A 21,317-nucleotide genomic window follows, 5' to 3' on the forward strand; every position below is an offset into this window, starting at 1 on the left:
TAAGAAATTATTTTTAATAACTATGGGCTATAGAGAAGTTGCTCAATACGCATGCCAGTTACTTACGATCGCTCTTGCGCACCAGGTAGTCGCCCAGGCTTTGAAAGCCCTGCACCATCACGACCAGTATGATGACGGTAACCAGCATGATCTCTGGCATGAAACGGTTATAGCCATAGCGGATTCCCAGATCACCGAGGCCGCCGCCCCCTACGGCACCCGCCATGGCCGAGTAGCTGACCAGCGTCACCAGGGTAACGGTCAGTGCTGTGATGATGCCGCCACGGGCTTCAGGCAATAAAACCTTGCAGATGATCTGCCAGGGGGTTGCGCCCATGGCCTGAGCGGCTTCCACCAGGCCGGGTGAAAGCTCATTCAATGCCCCTTCCACCAGGCGGGCAACGAATGGAATGGCAGCAATAGTGAGTGGCACGGCGGCCGCATTGATGCCTATGGAAGTGCCTACCAGCATACGGGTGAAGGGCGTAATGGCCACCATCAGAATGATGAACGGAATTGAACGACCGATGTTGGTGATGATGCCCAACACCTGATTCAGCACCGGCCGAGCAAGAATCTGACGTGGCCGGGTAACATACAGCATGATGCCCAGCGGCACGCCTAGCAGTGTTGCTATCAGCCCTGAGATGGCCACCATATAAAGGGTGTCCAGCGTGGCATGGAAAATCAGGTCAATCATTGCGCTGGACATGGCCAAGCACCTCCACGTCAAGTTGGTGAGATTCAAGATAGGTGATTGCCTGGTGAGTTTGCTGCTTGTCGCCCACCAGTTCCGCTATCATCAGCCCAAGCGTTCGTTCCTGAATCGACTCCACCTTGGCCTGCAGAATACTGACATCTACGCTGCATTCCCTGGCCAGGCGGGAAATCAGTGGTGTTGAGACTGCATCACCGGAAAACGTCAGGCGCACCACCGGGTGAGTATGCGCGTCGGGGGAGGGTTGCAGACGTTCGACCAGCTCCTTGGGCGGGGTTAGCTCAAGAAAGTCATTCAGGAAGTCTCGTCCCAGTTGCGTGCGCGGTGAAGTAAAGAAATCACCGACTTCGGCGTCTTCCACCAGCTCACCCGCGGAAATCAGACTGACGCGATGGCAGATCGATTTGACAACTTCCATCTCGTGAGTGATCAGTAAAATGGTAATACCCAGCGTCTGGTTAATGTCCCGCAACAGCTCCAGAATGGAGGTTGTCGTCTGCGGGTCCAGTGCGGAGGTCGCTTCATCACAGAGCAGAACGGCTGGCTCATTGGCCAGGGCACGAGCAATCGCCACCCGCTGTTTCTGCCCGCCTGAAAGCTGGGCGGGGAACTGGCGGGCCTTGTCAGCAAGACCGACCAGTTTCAGCAAGGGTTCAACGCGTGACTTGATGGCCTGTCTGGATAGCCCTGTCAGCTCCAGAGGGAAGGCAACGTTATCGAAAACGTTGCGTGTCGTCAGCAGATTGAAATGCTGGAAGATCATACCGATGCGATGACGTGCCTTATTCAGCTGGTCGTCCTTCAGGTGGGTTATATCCTGCCCATCAACCACCACACTTCCTTCCGTAGGACGCTCCAACAGGTTGACACAGCGTATCAGGGTGGATTTACCCGCACCGGATAGGCCAATGACCCCGTGGATGGCGCCTCTTGGGACATGCAGGTTAGCGTTTTTCAGCGCTTGAGTGACCTGGCTGCCATTGGTGTAAGTTTTGCTGACATTAATGAGTTCGATCATGGCGTTACCTTGGAGTTGGCCGCATATGAAAGGTGCAGGCCAGATTCAGTAAGCCGGTATGGAAACGTGCGGGGGTGATAAGCGCTGAGTGGTGCTAAAAAAGGCCACCCTGATGGGTGGCCATCAACGCTGGACACACCCTTTTAGCTGCACTTCACCATAAGGTCTTACGGTGGACGCCCGCAATCCGGGTACAAATCGGCGTCTTTCAGATTGGATAAAAGTCTAAGGTGAAGCGGTTTACTTGTCAAATGCCACGGTGGGAATTTTTGCGTTACATGGCTTATCTGATATTAAATATTGAAAGAGTGCTATTAAAGCAGGTTTTTTTCCGCTAAATACGCCAGAGCAGGGTGTTTTAAGCGGTTCATGCCTGCGCGTGTTGCCTTGGCCTGAGAGTGATAAAAGGCATCGGCGCGTCGACCATAGTTGTGCTGATGTTATACAGCGTACATCTTTTTGAGTGCCTGACCGTTAAAAATGGCACAATAATGCCGTTATCATGACGTCTTCCTTTCATTGTGGATATTTATCCGACCGTACTTTAATGAGGTCTCTATGTTTACCGGTATCGTTCAGGGTACAGCTGAAGTGGTCGCCATCAAGGAGCTGGAGCAGTTCCGGACACATGTTCTCAGGATGCCGGCCGAAATGCGCGAGGGGCTGAAGACGGGTGCTTCCGTTGCACATAATGGTGTTTGCTTGACGGCGACCGCCATCGACGGTGAATGCGTGAGTTTTGATCTGATGCGTGAAACCTTGCGCTTGACCAATCTTGGTGCAGTCACTGAAGGTAGCCGAGTCAATATTGAGCGTGCTGCGCGTTTCGGTGACGAGATCGGTGGGCATTCCATGTCAGGCCACGTGATCTGTATGGCAACACTGAGCGAGATTGAAGAAGCGCCGAATAATCGTCGCCTGTGGTTTACCCTGTCACCAGAAATAGGCCGTTTTGTGTTTGAAAAAGGCTATATCGGCGTAGATGGCATCAGCCTGACGGTAGGCGAGGTGGGACGTAACGAGCAAAGCGACGCTGTGGCATTTTGCGTCAACCTGATACCGGAAACATTGGCACGTACCAGTCTGGGCGATCGTCAGGTAGGAGATAACGTGAATATCGAAATTGACCCGCAGACTCAGGTGATCGTTGAAACCGTTGAACGTATGTTGAGTTCACGTGGCCTCGATATTGCAAACTAGATGTTCTGAAAAGCGTAGCCTTGTGCTGCGTATTCAAATGGGCTGCTCATTTGCTTAAGGCTCGCATGAATGCTGGCCTTTAGGTAATATGTGCGGCTTTTCTTGCACTCTGACGCCGCAGCGTTTGCACTAAGGGTAATCATACTCATGAACATTCTGGATAAGCACTTCAAGCTGACAGAACACAAGACAAATATAAGAACCGAGGTTATTGCCGGAATCACCACATTCCTGACCATGGCCTACATTATTTTTGTCAACCCCAGTATTCTGTCTGAAGCAGGAATGGATTACGGAGCCGTCTTTGTCGCCACCTGTCTGGCAGCGGCCATTGGCTGTCTGATAATGGGAATCTGGGCCAACTATCCGATTGCCCAAGCGCCTGGTATGGGCCTGAATGCCTTCTTCACCTACGGTGTTGTGCTCGGAATGGGCTACACCTGGGAGGCGGCGCTGGGCGCCGTATTCCTTTCCGGTTTCTGCTTTTTCCTGTTAAGTATCTTCAAGATACGTGAGTGGATCATTAATTCGATTCCACTTTCTTTACGCCTTGGCATCGCGGCGGGTATTGGCCTCTTCCTGGCCATGATCGCACTGAAAAACGCCGGTATCGTAGTGTCTGACCAGGCGACCTATGTGGCCTTGGGGGATATGAGTGAACCGGCCGCCATTTATGCGCTGGTTGGCTTTTTTGTGATCACTGCGCTGGCCTACCTGAAGGTGACGGGTGCGGTGATGATCGGTATTCTGGGTGTGACTGTTGTGGCCATATTGCTGGGCCACAATGAATACGGTGGTCTGATGTCCATGCCGCCCTCCATTGCGCCGACCCTTGTGCAGATGGACATCCTGGGCGCGCTGGACGTGGCCATGCTCAGCGTCATTTTTGCCTTCCTGTTTGTTGACCTGTTTGATACATCTGGCACTTTGGTAGGTGTGGCACAGCGCGGTAACCTTCTCGACGCAAATGGCAAGCTGCCCCGCATCGGGCGAGCCATGATGGCTGACAGCACCGCCTCCATGGCAGGTGCTGCCCTGGGTACCTCGACCACCACCAGCTATATTGAATCCACCGCCGGGATTGCTTCAGGCGGGCGCACCGGTCTCACAGCGGTCGTGGTCGCGATTCTGTTTCTGGTCAGCCTGTTTTTTGCGCCATTGGCGGGCTCTATCCCTGCCTATGCCACCGCAGGTGCACTGCTGTACGTCGCGGTGTTGATGGCAGGCAGCCTGGCACACGCTAACTGGGATGACCCGACCGAAGCTGCCCCTGTGCTGATTGCCGCACTGGCGATGCCGCTTACGTTTTCAATTGCCGAAGGCATTGCGTTGGGCTTTATCAGTTTTGTGGCGATCAAGACTCTGTCTGGCCGTTTCAAGGATCTCAACCCGGCGGTTGTCCTGCTGGCACTTCTGTTTGTAGCCAAGTTCCTGTTCCTGGATTAACCCTCCATCTTCGATGACCCAATGAGAGACGCAATGAGCATCTACGGCGATTATATCAAGTCCGTTATCCGCACGGTTCCTGACTGGCCCGAGCAAGGGGTGAATTTCCGCGATATTACGCCGTTGTTGCAGAACAGCGCGGCATTTCGCAAGCTGATTGATAGTTTTGTACACCGCTATCAGGAAATGAACCTTGATGCGATTGCGTCTATTGATGCACGTGGCTTTATTATCGGCGCACCGCTGGCCTACGAGTTGGGCTGCAGTTTTGTGCCTGTACGTAAAAAGGGCAAACTGCCGTTCAGGACCATCAGTGAAACCTATACGCTGGAGTACGGCCACTCAGAAGTGGAATTGCATGCAGATGCTTTTCACCAGAATGACCGTATCCTGCTGATGGATGACCTGATTGCCACGGGCGGCACCATGCTGGCTGCTGCCAACCTCATTCAGCGCAGCGGTGGGCAGGTGGTTGAAACGGCAACCATTATCGATCTGCCTGAGCTGGGAGGTTCCCAGAAAATTCGCGATGCCGGTTTTGGTGTATTCGCGGTATGTTCCTTTAATGAAAGCGAGTAACACCTTTTATGAGCAGTCATCGTTATCGGCAGCATTTTACGGTCTCATGGGATCAGCTGCACCGTGATGTGCGCGAACTTTGCCATCAACTGGTGGCACGGGATTTCAAAGGGATCATTGCCATTACGCGCGGCGGGCTCATTCCTGCGGCGCTGATAGCCCGTGAGTTGAACGTGCGGCTGATCGATACGGTATGTATTAAAAGCTACGATCATATGGAGCAAAACCAGCTTGACATCCTTAAAGGTGTTGATCATGACGGTGAGGGCTGGCTTCTTGTGGATGATCTGGTCGATACCGGCAAAACCGCCCGCGCCGTCAGGGAAATGTTACCCAAGGCACACTTTGTGACCATTTATGCCAAACCGGAAGGCAAACCGCTGGTTGATCAGTACCTGACTGAAGTAGGTCAGCAGTGCTGGATCCAGTTCCCCTGGGATATGGGCGTCGCCTATGTCGAGCCGCTGGTGGATCAGGTCAAGAAGTAATCGGGCTCAACCAGCGTGAGCGCAGCTGCAAGCGGCTGCTACTTGAAGGGTATGAGCGAGGGCAGGTATGGCAAATCCATTATCGGGTGAGTGGGCAGAAGCATTGGACGCCGAATTCCAGGCTGATTACATGCACTCACTCAAGCAGTTTCTTGCGGCTGAAAAAGCCGCCAGAAAAGTGGTTTACCCACATTCCTCCGTGTGGTTTCGTGCCTTCGAGCTGACGCCATTGAGCAACGTCAAGGTGGTGATTCTGGGCCAGGACCCTTATCACGGCCCAAATCAGGCGCATGGGCTGTGCTTTTCTGTTCAGCCGGGTGTGCCGGTGCCGCCATCACTTGCCAACATCTACAAGGAATTGGCCAGCGATATCGGGTTTCAGCCGGTGCGCCATGGTTGTCTGGAGAGCTGGGCCCGCCAGGGCGTGCTGTTACTGAATACCGCCTTGACTGTCGAGCAGGGTAATGCGGCTTCTCACCGTGGCAAAGGGTGGGAGGCATTCACTGATCGGGCTATTGAGACGGTCAGTCAGCAAGCACCACCTTGTGTCTTTATGCTGTGGGGCAGTCATGCCCGGCAGAAAAAGACCTTGATTGACCAACAGCGTCATCTGATTCTCGAAGCACCCCACCCTTCGCCGCTGTCAGCTCACCGTGGTTTTTTTGGCACTCGGCACTTTTCCCAGGCCAATGCTTTCCTGGTCGCTCAGGGGCGTGACCCGATTGAATGGCAATTGCCCGCGGCCCCTTAACCTGAGCGTTTGTTGAGAGTAGAATACGTGCCAATTTTATACGTTTGTCGAGTCGACAAACGTCGTCATCACGTCTGATCGCCGCGAGGAAGTTCCATGAGCGTACACGCCATAAATCACCCACTGGTCCAGCATAAGCTGGGTCTTATGCGCGAGATGGATCTCAGCACCAAAAGTTTTCGGGAACTGGCGGGTGAAGTGGCCAAGCTACTGACCTATGAAGCGACCCAGGGGCTGGAACTGGAAGACCATGAAATTCAGGGCTGGAATGATCAAGCCATCATGACGCGACGCCTTAAAGGCAAGAAAGTCACCGTTGTGCCTATTCTGCGAGCCGGACTGGGCATGCTGGAAGGCGTAACCGACCTGATTCCCAGTGCCCGGGTGAGTGTGGTTGGTCTTTATCGCGATGAAGAGACGCTTCAGCCTGTGCCTTACTTTGCCAAGTTTGCCAACGATATCGAAGAGCGCATGGCCATTGTCATTGACCCGATGTTGGCCACGGGGGGGTCCATGGTGGCCACCCTTGATATGCTGCGTGAGCGTGGTTGCGAGCAGATGAAGGTGATTGTCCTGGTGGCGGCCCCGGAAGGCATTGCGCGTGTTCAGGAGGCCTATCCGGATATCGAGATCTACACGGCCAGTGTCGATGAACGGCTCGATGAAAACGGCTATATCGTCCCCGGACTCGGAGATGCCGGTGACAAGATCTTCGGGACGCGCTAAGTAATTCCCTATTTTCTGCCCCTTACGCTACAGGCGTTGGGGGCATTTTTTTGAATGACTGTCGTGAGACCGCCAGCGGCTCAAGGACGTCAGACATCGATTCCTTCTATGGAGGCAGCGTGTGAGCGATACAACCACAGCCGTGCAAAACGACTCATGGCCCAAGATGATACTGACAGGCGCACAGATGTTATTTGTGGCCTTCGGTGCTCTGGTACTGGTCCCCCTGCTGACAGGGCTTGACCCAAGTGTTGCCTTGTTTACAGCGGGGGCAGGTACACTTGTATTCCATGCGGTGACCCGTCAGAGCGTACCGGTATTCCTGGCGTCATCATTTGCATTTATCGCGCCTATTCAAGGCTCAATTGCCAGTTTTGGTGTCTCGGCCACTCTGGGTGGTTTGATGGCGGCTGGACTGGTCTATGTGGTGATTTCACAGGTTGTACGCTTTAAGGGCACCGCCTGGCTACATCGCTTGTTGCCACCGGTCGTGGTGGGGCCTGTGATCATGGTGATAGGTCTGGCGTTGGCGCCGGTGGCTGTCAGTATGGCTACCGGTGAAAACAGCGATAATATCGATTATGGTTCGGCCATTTTCCTATCCATGACCAGCCTCCTGATTACGCTTGTACTGGCGGTGTTTGGTCGTGGGTTGTTGCGTCTGGTGCCGATCATGGGCGGTATCATCAGTGGCTATGTGCTGGCGCTGATCATGGGGCTCGTGGATTTTTCGCCGGTTACCTCTTCAAGCTGGCTTTCCTTGCCCGGCTTTACAGCTCCAAGCTTTCATTGGGCGGCTATTCTGTTCATGATCCCGGTGGCCATCGCACCTGCCGTTGAGCATATCGGCGACATGGTCGCGATAGGCTCTGTCACACGTAAGAATTACCTGGAAAAACCCGGTTTGCATCGGACATTGCTTGGGGACGGCCTGGCCACGACTTTGGCTGCCCTGTTTGGCGGCCCGCCCAATACCACTTATTCAGAAGTGACGGGGGCAGTAACGCTGACACGCGCCTTCAATCCAATGTATATGATAATTGCCGCCATCATCGCCATTCTGCTGGCCTTTATTGGTAAACTGGGGGCGCTGCTGCAGACCATTCCCGGTCCTGTCATGGGCGGTATCATGACGTTGCTTTTTGGCTCCATCGCTGTGGTGGGGATGAACACCCTGGTCAGGGCAGGGCAGTCATTGACGGCTCCGCGTAACCTGGTCGTCGTGTCACTGATTCTGGTATTTGGCATTGGCGGGATGCAGTTTGGGGGTGGTCAATTCACTCTGCAGGGCGTGAGCCTGGCCGCGATTGTAGGGATTGTCCTGAACCTGGCCTTGCCGCGTGCCCAGGAAGATGAATAAAGCTTGTCACCGGTTTGAAAAAGGATCGCTATGAGTACCTCTGAGATTGCCCCCCTGGTGGCCACCGGGTTTCCTGTTCTGGGTGTGGCGGCCTGGAGCGGTACCGGCAAAACGACCCTGCTTGAGGCTCTGCTCCCAATCCTGCAGGAGCGAGGTCTGAAGGTAGGGGTGATCAAACATGCCCACCATACCTTTGAGGTGGATACACCTGGCAAGGATAGTTACCAATTGCGTAAGGCGGGCGCTTCTCCGATGTTGGTGGCGTCTCATCAACGTTACGCATTGATGCAGGAAACACCGGGGCAACAAGAGCCTGACCTGAATCATCTGCTGGCCTTGATGGCACCGCACGCGCCTGATCTGGTCATCGTCGAAGGGTTCAAGGCCTGGCCCCTTCCCAAGCTGGTAGTCTATCGTCAGGAAGTGGGCGATCCCGCTATTTTGGATGATAACGGGGTGTGTGCAGCGGCGCTCAAACGAACGGATATCCGACCGTTGAGTAAGACGGTAGCGCGCCTTGATATAGACGACGTGCCAGGTATTGCTGAATGGGTTCATGGCTTTATGCGGCGCCAAGAATATCTGTAATGTCTGGCCGGTGCATTTGGCAATCTTAATTTACGGTCTGGATTGACACTGGGGTGATTTGATATGCAACTGACGCATCTGAACGCTAACGGTGAAGCACATATGGTGGATGTGGGGGCAAAAAAGCCAACCCAGCGTCAGGCAGTGGCCTCGGGGCGCATCACGATGCAGTCGCAGACTCTACAGTTGCTGGCGGACGGGGGGCTGCCCAAGGGAGACGTTATCGCCACCGCGCGGATTGCCGGTATTCAGGCGGCCAAGCGCACCCATGAACTGATTCCGCTCTGCCATGCGTTGGCGCTATCCAAGGTGACGGTAGATTTCGAACTCGATATGCAAAACAACTGTGTGCATGTATCCGCCCTGTGCCGCCTGACAGGACAGACCGGGGTCGAAATGGAAGCACTGACGGCCGTGTCTGTCGCCTGTTTGACGCTTTATGACATGTGCAAGGCTGTTGACAAGTCGATGCGTATTGAAGGCATGCAACTGGATACCAAGGTGGGTGGCAAAAGCGGTGACTACCAGCGTGGGTCTGACGATAGACAGGTCGCGCCATGGGTGGCCGGTGAGAGCGCGACAGGCGAAGTACATCTGGGTGACCGCTGTGTAGGCGAGTGCGTACGCGTCAAGTTTCTGGCTGAATTGCGCGAGCGCCTGGGGCATAGTGATCTCAGTATTTCCCTGGATGCGTTGGATACCAAAGATATCGCCGGGTTGAAATCACTGCTCGGCGCTCGGGACAGCTGTTTTGACATCCTGCGTGATCAGCGCACCTTGTGTGCAGTCAACCAGGTAATGGTGAATGACAGTGCTCGCCTGACAGACAATGATGAAGTGGCATTTTTCCCACCTGTAACCGGCGGCTAACCATGAATATTGACGTGTGTATTCAGACGCAGGCCTTTGATATGGCTTATGCCTATAAGGACCTTCTGGAGAACCGCAGCGATGTCGGCGCTGTGGTCAGTTTTACAGGCCTGGTGCGTGATTTCAATGAATCCCCTGACGTGACAGGGCTGACTCTTGAACATTATCCGGGCATGACAGAGCGCACCCTCGAGGACATCGGCAAGCAGGCATGGCATCGCTGGTCGCTGCAGGGAGTCAGAATCATTCATCGAATTGGTTATATGGCGCCGGGCGACCCTATTGTTCGTGTATCGGTGGCCAGCGCGCACCGGCGTGATGCCTTCGAAGCCTGTGACTTCATCATGGATTTTCTGAAAACCCGAGCGCCATTCTGGAAAAAGGAGCACGCCCGGGATGGCGATTACTGGGTGAAGGAACGCGAATCAGACCAGCAGGATGCGACCCGCTGGCAAGGAGGATAACCTTTCTCAGCTTTCCTGATCCGGTTTGGTCCATTCGGGCATTTCTGCCGCCATGATCTGCAGGTGCACATCTGGCAAGTGCTGCATATGTTCTGCCAGCCAGTTGATCAGGCGTGGCTGCAATGCCTGACGTAGCTCTGCCAGGGTGTCAGCATGAATGTCGCTCAATTGTTCGTCCAACCAGTCGCTGAAGCTGTCTTCATCCAGCGCGCCTGCTCCAGCGTTGTCCAGCATCAGCCGGCCGATACGCCACCAGCCAACATCGCTGGCAGTGACAGGTAAAGCCAGATACAGACTGCCACGGCGTTTGTTTTGAGTAGATGTTTCCAGGCCAGGGTGAGGCACAACGCTGTTCTGGCTGACAATGCAGGGCGGCTGGGGGTAGCGCGCCTGATGGCGGAGTCCGTGGGCATCAAAATGGATCAGATCGCCGTTTAGTGGCGCGAGCGGGGCTGCAATGTTGAGCGACTCGGCAAGCGCTTGATGAGCCTGCTGATGTCGCGCCTCGCCATGCACTGGCAGCAGGTGACGCGGTTTTACCCAGCGGTAGAGGGTTGTCAGTTCTTCCTGTGCCGGATGACCTGTTGCATGGAGTTCCGGGTGGTTGAATTCATCAAACAGGGTAATACCCATCTGGGTAAAACGTTTTTTCAGCCGTTCAATAGGGCGTTCGTTGCCCGGAATCGCCTTGGCTGAAAAGATGATGTTGTCGCCTGGCTCCAGATCAACAAAGGGATGACGACGCTGAGCAAGACGCTGCAGCGCTGCGCGTGGTTCACCCTGGCTGCCCGTGGCAATGATGATGACTTCATCAGCGGGCAGATAGCCCAGATCATGAGAAGGCACCAGCGGCGGCAATTCGTCAAGATAACCAAGTCCTCTGGCCACCGTCACCATTCGCTCCATGGAGCGACCCATCAGGCTGATTCGCCGCCCACACTGCTGAGCGGCTCGGGCAATGGCCACTATTCGTGCCACATTGCTGGCAAAGCAGGAAATGACGACCCGTCCCTTGCAGTTGGCAATGGTTCTGGCCAGTGCCCGGGCGACATCACCCTCGCTGCCTGAATGTCCCGGCATTGGCGCATTGGTTGAATCACCCACTACCAGGTCAAGTGGTGCCAGGGCGCGAAACTGTCCAGCGTCAGCTGGCTTGCCGACCAATGGCTGAGCATCCAGCTTCCAGTCGCCGGTATGCAGAACGCGATAGTCACCCACTAGCATCATCAGTGCGCAGCTTTCCGGAATGGAGTGCGGTAACGGTAAGTGGCGAACGGTGAAAGGCCCGGATGAAAGGGCTTCGCCAGGCTCCACCACAATGATCTTATCCGGACTCAAGCCATGTTCGGCAAACTTGAGTCGCAAAAGACCTGCGGCCAGGGGGGTGGCGTAGATCGGGCACTGCCAATTGGGCCATAGCCAGACGACCGCACCAATATGATCTTCATGGCCATGAGTGATAAACAGCGCTGCGGGTGTAACGCCAAGAGAGCTCAAGGTATCCAGATTGGGAACCTGAAGAGGGGTGCCAGGCATGTCCTGACGGATCATCATGCCACAATCAACCGCTACCCAGTGGTCTTCATAGCCGTACAGGGTGAAGTTCATTCCCACTTCGCCGCACCCTCCAAGCGGCAGTAACTGCAGCGGGGGGCGACGACGGGGACGAATATGTACGCGGGGTGGATGCATCGTGGGTGAAAAGCCTAAAAAAAGTAAGGACATTACTATACGGGATTGAGGGGGGCGGCCACAATCACTGCGGTGCTGGCGGTCAATTTGCAACCGTGATCAGCGTGCCTGCATCCGGTACACTGTAACTGTCGTTTGTCCTTCTGCAGAGGCAAGCAACCCAGGATGGCGAAATAGATTTATGGTCGTCGCCAGTTTCAGGCCAGTGCTATCACAGAGTCTTTTTATGTCCCGATATTATCGTTTGGTGGTTTCCTGCCCGGATCAGGTAGGGATAGTGGCACGAGTGGCCAATTTCATTGCTCAGCAAGGTGGCTCAATTACCGAGGCGAGCCAGCATTCAGACCTGGAAACCGGGCGCTTTTTCATGCGCTATGAAATTCTGGCTGATTCCTTGGCGATCGGTCCTGATGCTTTCAGTCAGGCGTTTCGGCCCGTGGCCGAAGATTTTCAGATGGAGTGGGCCTTGACCGACACGGCCAAGCGGCCAAAAGTGGTCATCATGGTGTCCAAGGAATCTCACTGTCTGGTGGACCTGCTTTATCGCTGGCAGGCAGGGGAGCTTGCCTGTGATATCGTCGGCGTACTTTCCAACCATGATGATATGCGTTCACTGACAGAGTGGTATGGGATTCCATACCAGCATATTCCGGTAGACCCTGACGACAAACAGCCGGCATTCGATGCCGTTGAAGCACAGATAGAAGCGCTTGAGGCGGACTGTGTCATTCTTGCCAGATATATGCAGATATTGCCGCCCGCATTGTGCCTGCGTTTAAGCGGCCGGGTCATCAATATTCATCATAGTTTTCTACCTTCTTTCGCGGGCGCCAAGCCTTATCATCAGGCCTATCAAAGGGGGGTTAAACTGATAGGTGCTACCTGTCACTATGTGACTGAAGAACTCGATGCAGGTCCGATTATTGAGCAGGATATCCATCGGGTTACTCATTGCCATACGCCAAAGGATCTGGTGCGTTTTGGGCGCGACGTTGAAAAATCAGTGCTCGCACGTGGTGTTCGCTGGCACCTTGAAGACAGAGTCATTATTCACGGCAACAAGACGGTTGTGTTCAATTAGGGTCTGGAATATTCGCTGGGAAATCCCGCTTTTGACCGCTTGAGGTGGTATCTATATGTCTTTTTCCGAAAGTGTCCTGGCGCCTTGGGCGCTACTGCTTTCCGGGCTGCTTTCCCTTGCAGTGCTGGTCTGGGTGTTGATGCTGAAGCCCTGGCAGGCGCTTCTGGACGATACCGCTTTGCAACATCGTTGGCTGGCGGCGACACTCGCCGTTGTGCTTATGTGGCAACTGCGCGCGCAAGCAGTGGACTGGCTGACCCTGCACCTGGTATTTACCGTCTTGATGACGCTGGTGTTCAAGGCGCCGCTGGCATTGCTGAGTAACGTTATGATCAACCTTGCCATGGTACTGATCGGTCGCAACGAGTGGCCGTTGCTGGGGGCAAATGTTCTGGTGACCGGGATAGTGCCAGCCTTGACGACAGGCCTTATCTGGCGATTTGTCGATCGCAAGATGCCTGATAACCTGATGGTCTTCATGTTTGCCTGCGGTTTTTTCGGGACCGCACTGGCAACGCTGGCAGGTGGGTTGACAGCGGTGGGGCTGATTGTACTGGCGGGCACAGATCCCGAGGCGGTCTATCTTGCCCGGGAATACGCGCGTTTTCTGCCACTTTTGATGCCATCAGAAGCATTTATTACCGGTATGCTGCTAAGTGTCCTGCTGGTCTACCACCCACAGTGGGTGGCCACCTTTAATGACCACCGCTACATTGATATGCAGTAAGTAATGCCGCCTGAAGCGGGCAGGCCCGTTATCCCAGTGCCTGTCCGCTGCCTCCACGAATAACACCCACCCCTACGCCTTCTATTTCCAGTGATTGGGAACGCAAGTCAACGTTAATCGGCAGGAAATCCTCGTTTTCAGCCAGCAGTTGAACCCGATGGCCCTCGCGTTTGAACCGCTTCACAGTCACTTCGTCATCCAGACGGGCAACCACAATCTGGCCGTCGCGTACGTGTTCGGTACGGTGGACGGCCAACAGATCGCCTTCCAGAATCCCGACATCCTTCATCGAAAGCCCGCGCACCCGCAGCAGGTAATCTGCCCTGGGTGTAAAGTATTCCGCGGGTAACGGACAATAACGATCAATGTGTTCTGTGGCCAGTATCGGGCTGCCTGCAGCAACCTCGCCGATAATCGGTAACCCGCCGTTGTTGCTGCTGACAGGTACGCTTTCGACTACCTGGGTTTCAGGCACTGGTGGCGTCACTTCAACGCTTTCCTGTGCCGGCAGACGGATACCACGCGAGGTGTTGCGGATAATGCGAATCACTTTCTTGCGTTCCAATGCCCGGAGATGCTCCTCTGCTGCATTCGGGGAACGAAAGCCTAGTGCCTTGGCGATCTCGGCACGCGTGGGTGGGTAACCCAATTCACCCATGGTTTTGACAATAAAGTCATAAACATTCTGTTGGCGCGCAGTCAAAGGACGAGACATGGAGCTCTCCCACCTGAAGGTGTCGGTAATGAATAAGTAACAACGCGTCGTTACCTATTGATGGGCTGATTATTTAGTCGATTTCAAAAACTGGCGTAATGAACCATGTGATTAAGTATACAGTATGTGCCTCTGTCCAGTATAGGTTGAGTATTGAATTTTGTGTAGCTATACCAGAGGCTTGCGTGAGATAGCTGTGTTATTGATCTTCCGTCGGCAACTGTTTCAAGGCTTGAGGGTCAGTTTTGATTCAACAGGCGTTGAGCGACTGCAAGTCATGACGTAATATCGGTTCATGTTTTAAACACCTGTTTTCTGGAGCACTCTCATGGCTCAGCTCGACACAGTGACCCGTATCCTTGACACTGCTGAGGTCCTTTTTGCTGAACGCGGCTTTGCTGAAACATCATTGCGCAACATTACCAGCAAAGCCAAGGTCAACCTGGCCGCGGTCAATTACCATTTCGGCTCCAAAAAAGCCCTGATTCAGTCGGTATTTTCGCGCTATCTGGACCCTTTCAGTGTGCGTTTTCATAGCGCATTGGACGAGCTGGAGGAACGCTATCAGGGAAGCATCATTCCACTGGAAGTGCTGTTGGAAACAATGGCAACAACAGTGCTGTCGGTGCCTGCTGAGCGTAACAGCCTGAAGGTGTTCATGCGCTTACTGGGGTTAGCCTATAGCCAGGCACAGGGGCACCTTCGGCGTTTTATCCAGGAGCAATATGGTGATGTATTCACACGTTTTACCGAGCTTGTGCGCCAGGCCACACCTGAGCTGCCTGATGCTGAGCGTTTCTGGCGCTTGCATTTCATGCTGGGGACAGTGATTTTTACCTTTTCTGGGCTGGATGCGCTTAAAGATATTGCCCAGAAAGACTATCAGGAGCATGTGTCCGTGCGCGATCTGGTTCGTCGCTTGCGCCCCGTGGTGGTCGCGGCAATGAATGCACCATTGCCAACTCCGGTCGCGTCGGAACGCAAGGCGCTCGAGGGCAAGGAGCATAGCAATGCGTACACCCTTGCTGATTGAACTGCCTCCTGACACCGGCAAGTGGATCGATGTCGATATTACTCGGCAGTTGTTAACGTTGTGGCAGGGACGTGTGGAACGGATTTCTATGCAGGTTTCCACTGGCAAGGCGGGGGCCGGCCAGCAAAATGGCAGTGGCCAGACCCCATTGGGTTGGCACTATGTGCGTGCTGCTATTGGCGAGAGTGCGCCGCCTGACGCCGTATTCCAGGGCCGCCGATGGACGGGGGAAGTCTACTCACCAGCCTTGCATGAGCAGTTTCCCGAAAGAGACTGGATCCTGACTCGGATCCTTTGGCTGTGTGGCCTGGAAACAGGGTTTAACCGCGGTGGACAGGTGGATTCACAGCGTCGTTATATCTATATACACGGTACGCCTGCCACTGAACCGATGGGGCAGCCCCTGTCTCATGGTTGTATCCGGCTTGAACGCCAGGACCTGCTGGATGTATTCGCGTTCGCCGTACCCGGAACGCCGGTCTGGATCCACCTCTAGGCGGGCCGTATCAGATGATAGAGAGAGCCATTCAGACGTTTCAGGCTGCTTGATCAGTTGCATGTAGGCAATGATCGACTAGAATTGCCGTTTTTTTCAGGATGCTTGTGTCATGACGCACTCAGTTGGGCCGGTCATGCTTGACCTCGAAGGAATCTCGTTAACGTCGGATGAACGACAGCTGTTGCAGAACGATGCCCTGGGTGGCGTCATCCTGTTTGCACGTAACATTCAAAGTGCTGCTCAGGTGCGAGCCTTGTGCGACACGATTCGTCAGCATCGTCCCGATCTTCTGATTGCGATTGATCAGGAGGGCGGCCGGGTGCAGCGCATCCAGCAGGGAGTTACCCGATTGCCGCCAATGGCATTGCTTGGTCAACACTATCAACAGGACATGGCTGAAGGCCTGGTGCTGGCGCGTGATGCCGGCTGGTTATTGGGTATGGAAATGGCTGCTTGCGGGCTGGATATTACCTTTGCCCCCGTGTTGGACGTTGATGGTGGCGCCTCAAGTGTGATTGGCGATCGTAGCTTTGGCCAGAATCCGCAACAAGTAACCGCGCTTGGCCAGGCGTTGATACAGGGCTTGCATGAGGCCGGGATGGCGGCTGTCGGGAAGCATTTTCCTGGCCATGGTAGCGTGGCAGAGGACTCACATATTGCCCTGCCGATTGACGGGCGCCCATTGAGTGTTATCAGGCAGCATGATCTGGTGCCCTTCACGCAGCTGGCAAGTGTGCTGGATGGTGTCATGCCTGCTCATGTTATCTTCCAAACCTTTGATGAACGGCCTGCCGGCTTCTCACCGGCCTGGTTGGGTATGTTACGTGAATCGCTCAAGTTCAAGGGCTGCATTTTCTCTGATGACCTGAGTATGGTTGGTGCCCAAGTGGCCGGTTCGCCTGCAGAGCGCGCCAATGCCGCCCTAAGGGCAGGTTGCGATATGCTACTGGTCTGTAATGATCGCGCTGCAGCACTTGAAGTACTTGATGCCTGCATCGGGAAAGTAACAAGACGGTCTATGAAATTACGCTATGCCCGAGCACGACCCACGCTTGAATCGCTGAGCGCATTAGGCCGCTGGCGTCGCACCCATGCCAGACTGGAAGCGCTGGCTGGTTCCACCAGGTAAGCGAGAAGTCTAAAAACGCATTCTTACGAGAAGGCCTTTAGCCCATCAGGGCCCATTCAAGTAAACGCCAGAGGAAACATGATGGCTAAGTTAGATAATGAAACACTGGCGTCGCGCGATTCCATGCGCGAGCTGATGAATGATGCCGACTGCCTGATTACCCAGCAGCAGGTAGAGCAAGCCCTGGACCGCATGGCTGAAGAAATTACCCGGGATCTTGGTGACAAGTTGCCGGTTTTCTACTGTGTGATGAACGGTGGCCTGATTACCACCGGCCACTTGTTGACGCGTCTTGGGTTTCCTCTCGAAGTAGACTACATCCATGCCACCCGCTATCGCAGCGAACTCCGCGGTGGGGACCTGTTCTGGCGTGTTTCCCCTGAAGTCCCGATGGCAGGGCGCCATGTGGTGATTATTGACGATATACTTGATGAAGGGGCCACCCTGGCGGCTATCCTTGAATATTGCAAAGACGCCCAGGCGGCAAGTATCACCACGGCGGTGCTGGTTGATAAACAGCATGACCGTAAAGCAGCGCCTGGACTGAAAGCCGATTACTGTGGCCTGGAAGTGGCGGATCGTTTTGTCTTCGGTTTCGGTATGGATTATAAGGGCTACTGGCGTAACGCCCCCGGGATCTTTGCACCCAAAGGTCTTTAACCCCGTCTCCTTCAGGCTATCGCGGTGAGAAGCGTCTCGACAGGCCAGTGTCAGCAATCATGCGGGTGGAAATCTCCTCAACTGAAAAGCGCGTTGTATCGATATAGGGAATATGCATGCTGCGATACAACGACTCGGCCTGTTCAACTTCCTGCATACATTGATCCATGGAGCTATAGCGACTGTTGGGGCGTCGTTCGTTGCGAATGGCCGCGAGGCGACGCGCATCAATGGTCAGCCCGAACAGCTTGTGCCGATGAGGAGCCAGAGATCTGGGTAACTTGAGCACACCGTCTTCATCGTGGTCATCCTCGGTCAGCGGGTAGTTGGCGGCGCGAATACCGAATTGCAGCGCCAGGTATAACGAAGTGGGTGTTTTACCGCAGCGTGATACGCCTACCAGAATAACATCCGCCTTGTCATATTGATGGGTCCGTGCGCCGTCATCGTTATCCAACGCAAAGTGTACCGAGTGAATGCGGTCCATGTAGACGTCATCGCTACCAATGGAATGCGTCCTGCCTACGCTGTACGAGGAATGGGTATTCAGTTCCTGTTCCAACGGTTTCAGGAAGGTCGAGAAGATATCAACCTTGAACCCCGTGGCTTGACGAATGACATCGCGAATGTCCTGGTCAACGATCGTATCGATAATGATAGGTTGCTCGCCGTCATTGACAGCCGTAGCGTCAATAACGGCAACGAGTGCTTGTGCTTTGGCCAGGGTATCTATATATGGCTTGGTCAGCATCTGGATTTCGACATTTTCAAACTGCGCCAGCAGGCTACGGCCCAGACTTTCAGCAGTGATGCCGGTGCCATCGGAAATAAAAAAAGCGGTGCGTGTCATCAGATGGTTGCTCATTCAATACAGGGTTATGGCTTGATTAGCGCTATTGTCACGACTTGGCAGTCATAAAACAATCTTGGCAGGCGCTTATCTGGCTGAGGCAATGGGAGGGGTTCGCGTAGCCACTACAGAAAATGCCCGAATGTCATCGATGTTGTAATTATCCTCCATCCCCTTCGATGTTAGACCAATGGCGAATAGGAGGGGGTGATGCTAGGGTAGCCACGTCTACTTTGGGCGGCCCGCTGGCCGTGCTGATGCTAAATGCGAGGGGGTTGCGTGGAAGAGTACATTCTGTGGTTTGATCACTTGGGCATGAATGATGTTGAGCGGGTAGGTGGTAAGAATGCCTCTCTGGGTGAAATGATCTCGAATCTTGCCGGTGCTGGCGTGACGGTGCCTGGCGGTTTCGCGACCACTGCCCATGCTTACCGGGAATTTCTCTCCCATGAAAATCTTAACGAGCGCATCAATGCTACTCTGGATCGTCTTGACGTTGACGACGTCAAAGCGCTTGCTGAAGCCGGCCGTGATATTCGTCAATGGGTGATTGATACCCCCTTGCCACCCCACTTTGAAGCCGCTTTGCGTGATGCCTACGAGCAGCTGCAACAGCAACACCCCAACCTCAAGGTAGCCGTGCGCAGCTCAGCCACTGCCGAAGATCTGCCAGATGCCTCCTTTGCCGGTCAGCAGGAAACATTTCTCAATATTGAAGGTTTCGACAATATCAAGCGCGCTGTGCATGAAGTGTTTGCTTCCCTGTTCAATGACAGGGCGATTTCCTATCGTGTACACCGCGGCTATGCCCATGAAAACGTGGCGCTTTCCGCCGGTATTCAGAAAATGGTGCGCTCGGAAACCGGCGCTGCCGGCGTCATGTTTACCCTGGATACTGAGTCCGGCTACCGCGATGCGGTATTTGTAACGGCCTCCTGGGGCCTGGGTGAAACGGTTGTACAGGGGGCGGTTAACCCGGATGAGTTCTATGTACACAAGCCAACGCTGGCGGCAGGACGCCCAGCGGTGCTGCGTCGCAATCTGGGCTCCAAGCTGATCAAGATGGTCTATACCGACGATGCCAGTGCGGGTAAATCCGTCGAAACCATCGATGTAGCGCTTAAGGAGCGGGGACGTTTCTGTCTGGACGACACCCAGGTGATGGCGCTGGCCGAACAGGCCGTGACGATTGAAAAGCACTATCAGCGTCCGATGGATATTGAATGGGCACTGGATGGTGATGACGGCAAGCTGTATATCGTGCAGGCCCGCCCTGAAACGGTGGTGTCCCAACAGGAAGGCGGCAAACTTGAACGTTTCCATCTGAAGGAAAAGGGCCGCACCTTGGTGACTGGCCGTGCGATTGGTCAGCGTATTGGCCGCGGGGCGGTAAAAATTGTGTTGAGCCCTGATGATATGGACAAGGTTCACGACGGCGATATTCTGGTCACCGACATGACCGACCCGGACTGGGAGCCGATCATGAAACGGGCGTCGGCGATTGTAACCAATCGCGGCGGTCGTACCTGTCATGCGGCCATTATTGCGCGGGAACTGGGTATCCCGGCGGTCGTTGGTTGCGGTGATGCGACTCAATTACTTCACGAAGGTAGCGATGTCACGGTTTCCTGTGCCGAAGGAGATGCAGGTCATGTCTATGAAGGGCTTCTGGAGTTCGACTATAAGGTGTCAAGTGTCGATGCCATGCCGGAGATTCCTTTCAAGATCATGATGAACGTTGGCAATCCGGATCGTGCCTTCAGTTTCTCAGGACTGCCCAATGCCGGCGTAGGCCTTGCCCGTCTGGAGTTCATCATTAACCGGATGATTGGCGTTCACCCCAAGGCACTTCTTGAATATGCGACGCTGCCCTCGGATCTACAGCAGACAATTGATCTGAGAACGGCAGGCTATGATGATCCGGTCAGTTTTTACGTGGATAAGCTTGTTGAGGGAATATCCACCCTGGCGGCTGCTTTCTATCCGCAGCGGGTGATCGTACGGCTGTCGGATTTCAAATCCAACGAGTATGAGAACCTGATTGGCGGCAAGCTCTATGAGCCGGGCGAAGAAAACCCCATGCTGGGTTTCCGGGGTGCATCACGCTATATCTCCGATGCCTTCCGGCCCTGCTTTGAACTGGAATGCCGGGCGCTGAAACGGGTGCGCGAAGTCATGGGGCTGGATAACGTCGAAATCATGGTGCCTTTTGTACGTACACCCGAGGAAGCCCGCGAGGTGGTAGAGCTGATGGCTGCCAACGGTCTCAGGCGCGGCGAGAACGGCCTCAAGGTCATCATGATGTGTGAGCTGCCTGCTAATGCGCTATTGGCGGATGAGTTTCTGGAACACTTTGATGGTTTCTCGATTGGTTCCAACGACCTGACCCAGCTGACTCTGGGGCTAGACCGTGACTCGGGGATCGTCGCTCACCTGTTTGATGAGCGTAATGCGGCGGTCAAAAAGCTGCTGGCCATGGCGATCCAGGCCTGTAAGGCGCAAGGCAAGTATGTTGGCATCTGCGGCCAAGGCCCATCGGATCATCCGGATCTGGCCAAGTGGTTGATGGAGCAGGGCATAGACTCTGTCTCACTGAATCCGGACGCGGTGCTTGAAACCTGGTTCATGCTGGCGGGTGAAACCCTCAACTAAGCGATGTCCTGGCGTTATGCAACCCCCAAAAGCCCGGCGGTCCGCCGGGCTTTTTATTGGCTGGTATTTGC

At 54.5% G+C, this 21,317-nt stretch carries 22 protein-coding genes; 17 read left to right on the plus strand and 5 right to left on the minus strand.

Translation table 11 applies throughout. The features are described from left to right. Positions 1-58: 58 nt before the first annotated feature. Both LL947_RS05865 and LL947_RS05870 read right to left on the minus strand, forming a co-directional pair. Positions 59-712 (minus strand): methionine ABC transporter permease, encoded by a 654-nt coding sequence (locus LL947_RS05865; protein WP_290821386.1) that lies wholly within the window; start codon positions 710-712, stop codon positions 59-61. Next, positions 693-1,736: a methionine ABC transporter ATP-binding protein gene (locus tag LL947_RS05870; protein ID WP_499834223.1), complete on the minus strand. Its 1,044-nt coding sequence runs from the start codon at positions 1,734-1,736 to the stop codon at positions 693-695. The genes LL947_RS05865 and LL947_RS05870 overlap by 20 nt, the downstream gene beginning before the upstream one ends. 558 nt (positions 1,737-2,294) lie before the next feature. Between LL947_RS05870 and LL947_RS05875 the strand changes: the two genes are divergently transcribed. From LL947_RS05875 to moaE, 10 genes are all read left to right on the plus strand, one after another. Next, positions 2,295-2,936: a riboflavin synthase subunit alpha gene (locus LL947_RS05875; RefSeq protein WP_290821389.1), complete on the plus strand. Its 642-nt coding sequence runs from the start codon at positions 2,295-2,297 to the stop codon at positions 2,934-2,936. 147 nt (positions 2,937-3,083) lie between these two features. After that, on the plus strand, positions 3,084-4,382 hold the full coding sequence (locus tag LL947_RS05880; RefSeq protein ID WP_290821391.1) for an NCS2 family permease: 1,299 nt from the start codon (positions 3,084-3,086) through the stop codon (positions 4,380-4,382). A gap of 33 nt (positions 4,383-4,415) precedes the next feature. Continuing rightward, the gene (locus tag LL947_RS05885) at positions 4,416-4,961 is read left to right on the plus strand and encodes an adenine phosphoribosyltransferase (RefSeq protein WP_290821392.1); all 546 of its coding nucleotides are present in this window, start codon (positions 4,416-4,418) and stop codon (positions 4,959-4,961) included. A gap of 8 nt (positions 4,962-4,969) precedes the next feature. Next, positions 4,970-5,449 (plus strand): xanthine phosphoribosyltransferase, encoded by a 480-nt coding sequence (gene gpt / locus LL947_RS05890; RefSeq protein WP_404417366.1) that lies wholly within the window; start codon positions 4,970-4,972, stop codon positions 5,447-5,449. 67 nt (positions 5,450-5,516) lie between these two features. After that, entirely contained in the window at positions 5,517-6,200 is a 684-nt protein-coding gene (gene ung / locus LL947_RS05895) for a uracil-DNA glycosylase (protein ID WP_499834224.1), read from the plus strand. Positions 6,201-6,296: 96 nt separating this feature from the next. Next, on the plus strand, positions 6,297-6,926 hold the full coding sequence (upp, locus tag LL947_RS05900; RefSeq protein ID WP_290821396.1) for a uracil phosphoribosyltransferase: 630 nt from the start codon (positions 6,297-6,299) through the stop codon (positions 6,924-6,926). Between the two features lie 166 nt (positions 6,927-7,092). Beyond that, on the plus strand, positions 7,093-8,286 hold the full coding sequence (locus LL947_RS05905) for a uracil-xanthine permease family protein (protein WP_404417907.1): 1,194 nt from the start codon (positions 7,093-7,095) through the stop codon (positions 8,284-8,286). Positions 8,287-8,316: 30 nt separating this feature from the next. Then, positions 8,317-8,874 carry a molybdopterin-guanine dinucleotide biosynthesis protein B gene (gene mobB, locus LL947_RS05910; protein ID WP_404417372.1) on the plus strand — a complete coding sequence of 186 codons (558 nt, stop codon included), beginning with the start codon at positions 8,317-8,319 and terminating at the stop codon, positions 8,872-8,874. Positions 8,875-8,937: 63 nt separating this feature from the next. Beyond that, positions 8,938-9,744, plus strand: coding sequence for a cyclic pyranopterin monophosphate synthase MoaC (moaC, locus tag LL947_RS05915; protein ID WP_404417375.1), 807 nt, complete (start codon positions 8,938-8,940; stop codon positions 9,742-9,744). A gap of 2 nt (positions 9,745-9,746) precedes the next feature. After that, positions 9,747-10,208 (plus strand): molybdopterin synthase catalytic subunit MoaE, encoded by a 462-nt coding sequence (moaE, locus tag LL947_RS05920; RefSeq protein WP_290821404.1) that lies wholly within the window; start codon positions 9,747-9,749, stop codon positions 10,206-10,208. A gap of 6 nt (positions 10,209-10,214) precedes the next feature. Here moaE and LL947_RS05925 read toward each other — a convergent pair whose 3' ends face one another. Further along, positions 10,215-11,816 (minus strand): ribonuclease J, encoded by a 1,602-nt coding sequence (locus LL947_RS05925; RefSeq protein ID WP_404417909.1) that lies wholly within the window; start codon positions 11,814-11,816, stop codon positions 10,215-10,217. Between the two features lie 310 nt (positions 11,817-12,126). Between LL947_RS05925 and purU the strand changes: the two genes are divergently transcribed. Then, positions 12,127-12,981, plus strand: a complete 855-nt coding sequence (gene purU / locus LL947_RS05930) for a formyltetrahydrofolate deformylase (protein WP_404417378.1) — start codon at positions 12,127-12,129, stop codon at positions 12,979-12,981. 55 nt (positions 12,982-13,036) lie between these two features. Continuing rightward, positions 13,037-13,708 carry an energy-coupling factor ABC transporter permease gene (locus LL947_RS05935; protein ID WP_290821408.1) on the plus strand — a complete coding sequence of 224 codons (672 nt, stop codon included), beginning with the start codon at positions 13,037-13,039 and terminating at the stop codon, positions 13,706-13,708. Between the two features lie 28 nt (positions 13,709-13,736). On the opposite strand, the gene lexA is transcribed toward LL947_RS05935, so the two are convergent. After that, positions 13,737-14,423 (minus strand): transcriptional repressor LexA, encoded by a 687-nt coding sequence (lexA, locus tag LL947_RS05940; RefSeq protein ID WP_499834225.1) that lies wholly within the window; start codon positions 14,421-14,423, stop codon positions 13,737-13,739. 328 nt (positions 14,424-14,751) lie between these two features. On the opposite strand from lexA, the gene LL947_RS05945 reads away from it, so the two are divergent. The 4 genes from LL947_RS05945 (at position 14,752) to LL947_RS05960 (ending at position 17,744) form a co-directional block, all read left to right on the plus strand. Further along, positions 14,752-15,456, plus strand: a complete 705-nt coding sequence (locus tag LL947_RS05945; RefSeq protein ID WP_404417383.1) for a TetR/AcrR family transcriptional regulator — start codon at positions 14,752-14,754, stop codon at positions 15,454-15,456. Beyond that, the gene (locus tag LL947_RS05950; RefSeq protein WP_499834226.1) at positions 15,434-15,952 is read left to right on the plus strand and encodes a L,D-transpeptidase family protein; all 519 of its coding nucleotides are present in this window, start codon (positions 15,434-15,436) and stop codon (positions 15,950-15,952) included. Before LL947_RS05945 ends, LL947_RS05950 begins: the two co-directional genes overlap by 23 nt. Positions 15,953-16,064: 112 nt before the next feature. Continuing rightward, a complete protein-coding gene (nagZ, locus tag LL947_RS05955) occupies positions 16,065-17,084 on the plus strand; it encodes a beta-N-acetylhexosaminidase (RefSeq protein WP_499834227.1) in 1,020 nt (339 codons plus the stop codon). Positions 17,085-17,165: 81 nt separating this feature from the next. Next, complete coding sequence (locus LL947_RS05960; protein WP_290821418.1) at positions 17,166-17,744, plus strand: hypoxanthine-guanine phosphoribosyltransferase; 579 nt, start codon at positions 17,166-17,168, stop codon at positions 17,742-17,744. Between the two features lie 16 nt (positions 17,745-17,760). Here LL947_RS05960 and ppsR read toward each other — a convergent pair whose 3' ends face one another. Further along, positions 17,761-18,594, minus strand: coding sequence for a posphoenolpyruvate synthetase regulatory kinase/phosphorylase PpsR (ppsR, locus tag LL947_RS05965; RefSeq protein ID WP_404417393.1), 834 nt, complete (start codon positions 18,592-18,594; stop codon positions 17,761-17,763). A 279-nt stretch (positions 18,595-18,873) separates the two neighbouring features. On the opposite strand from ppsR, the gene ppsA reads away from it, so the two are divergent. Next, positions 18,874-21,246, plus strand: a complete 2,373-nt coding sequence (gene ppsA, locus LL947_RS05970) for a phosphoenolpyruvate synthase (protein WP_499834228.1) — start codon at positions 18,874-18,876, stop codon at positions 21,244-21,246. The last annotated feature ends 71 nt before the right edge of the window (positions 21,247-21,317 follow it).

It is taken from the genome of Halomonas sp. BLK-85, assembly GCF_044792155.1.
GTDB lineage: Bacteria > Pseudomonadota > Gammaproteobacteria > Pseudomonadales > Halomonadaceae > Vreelandella.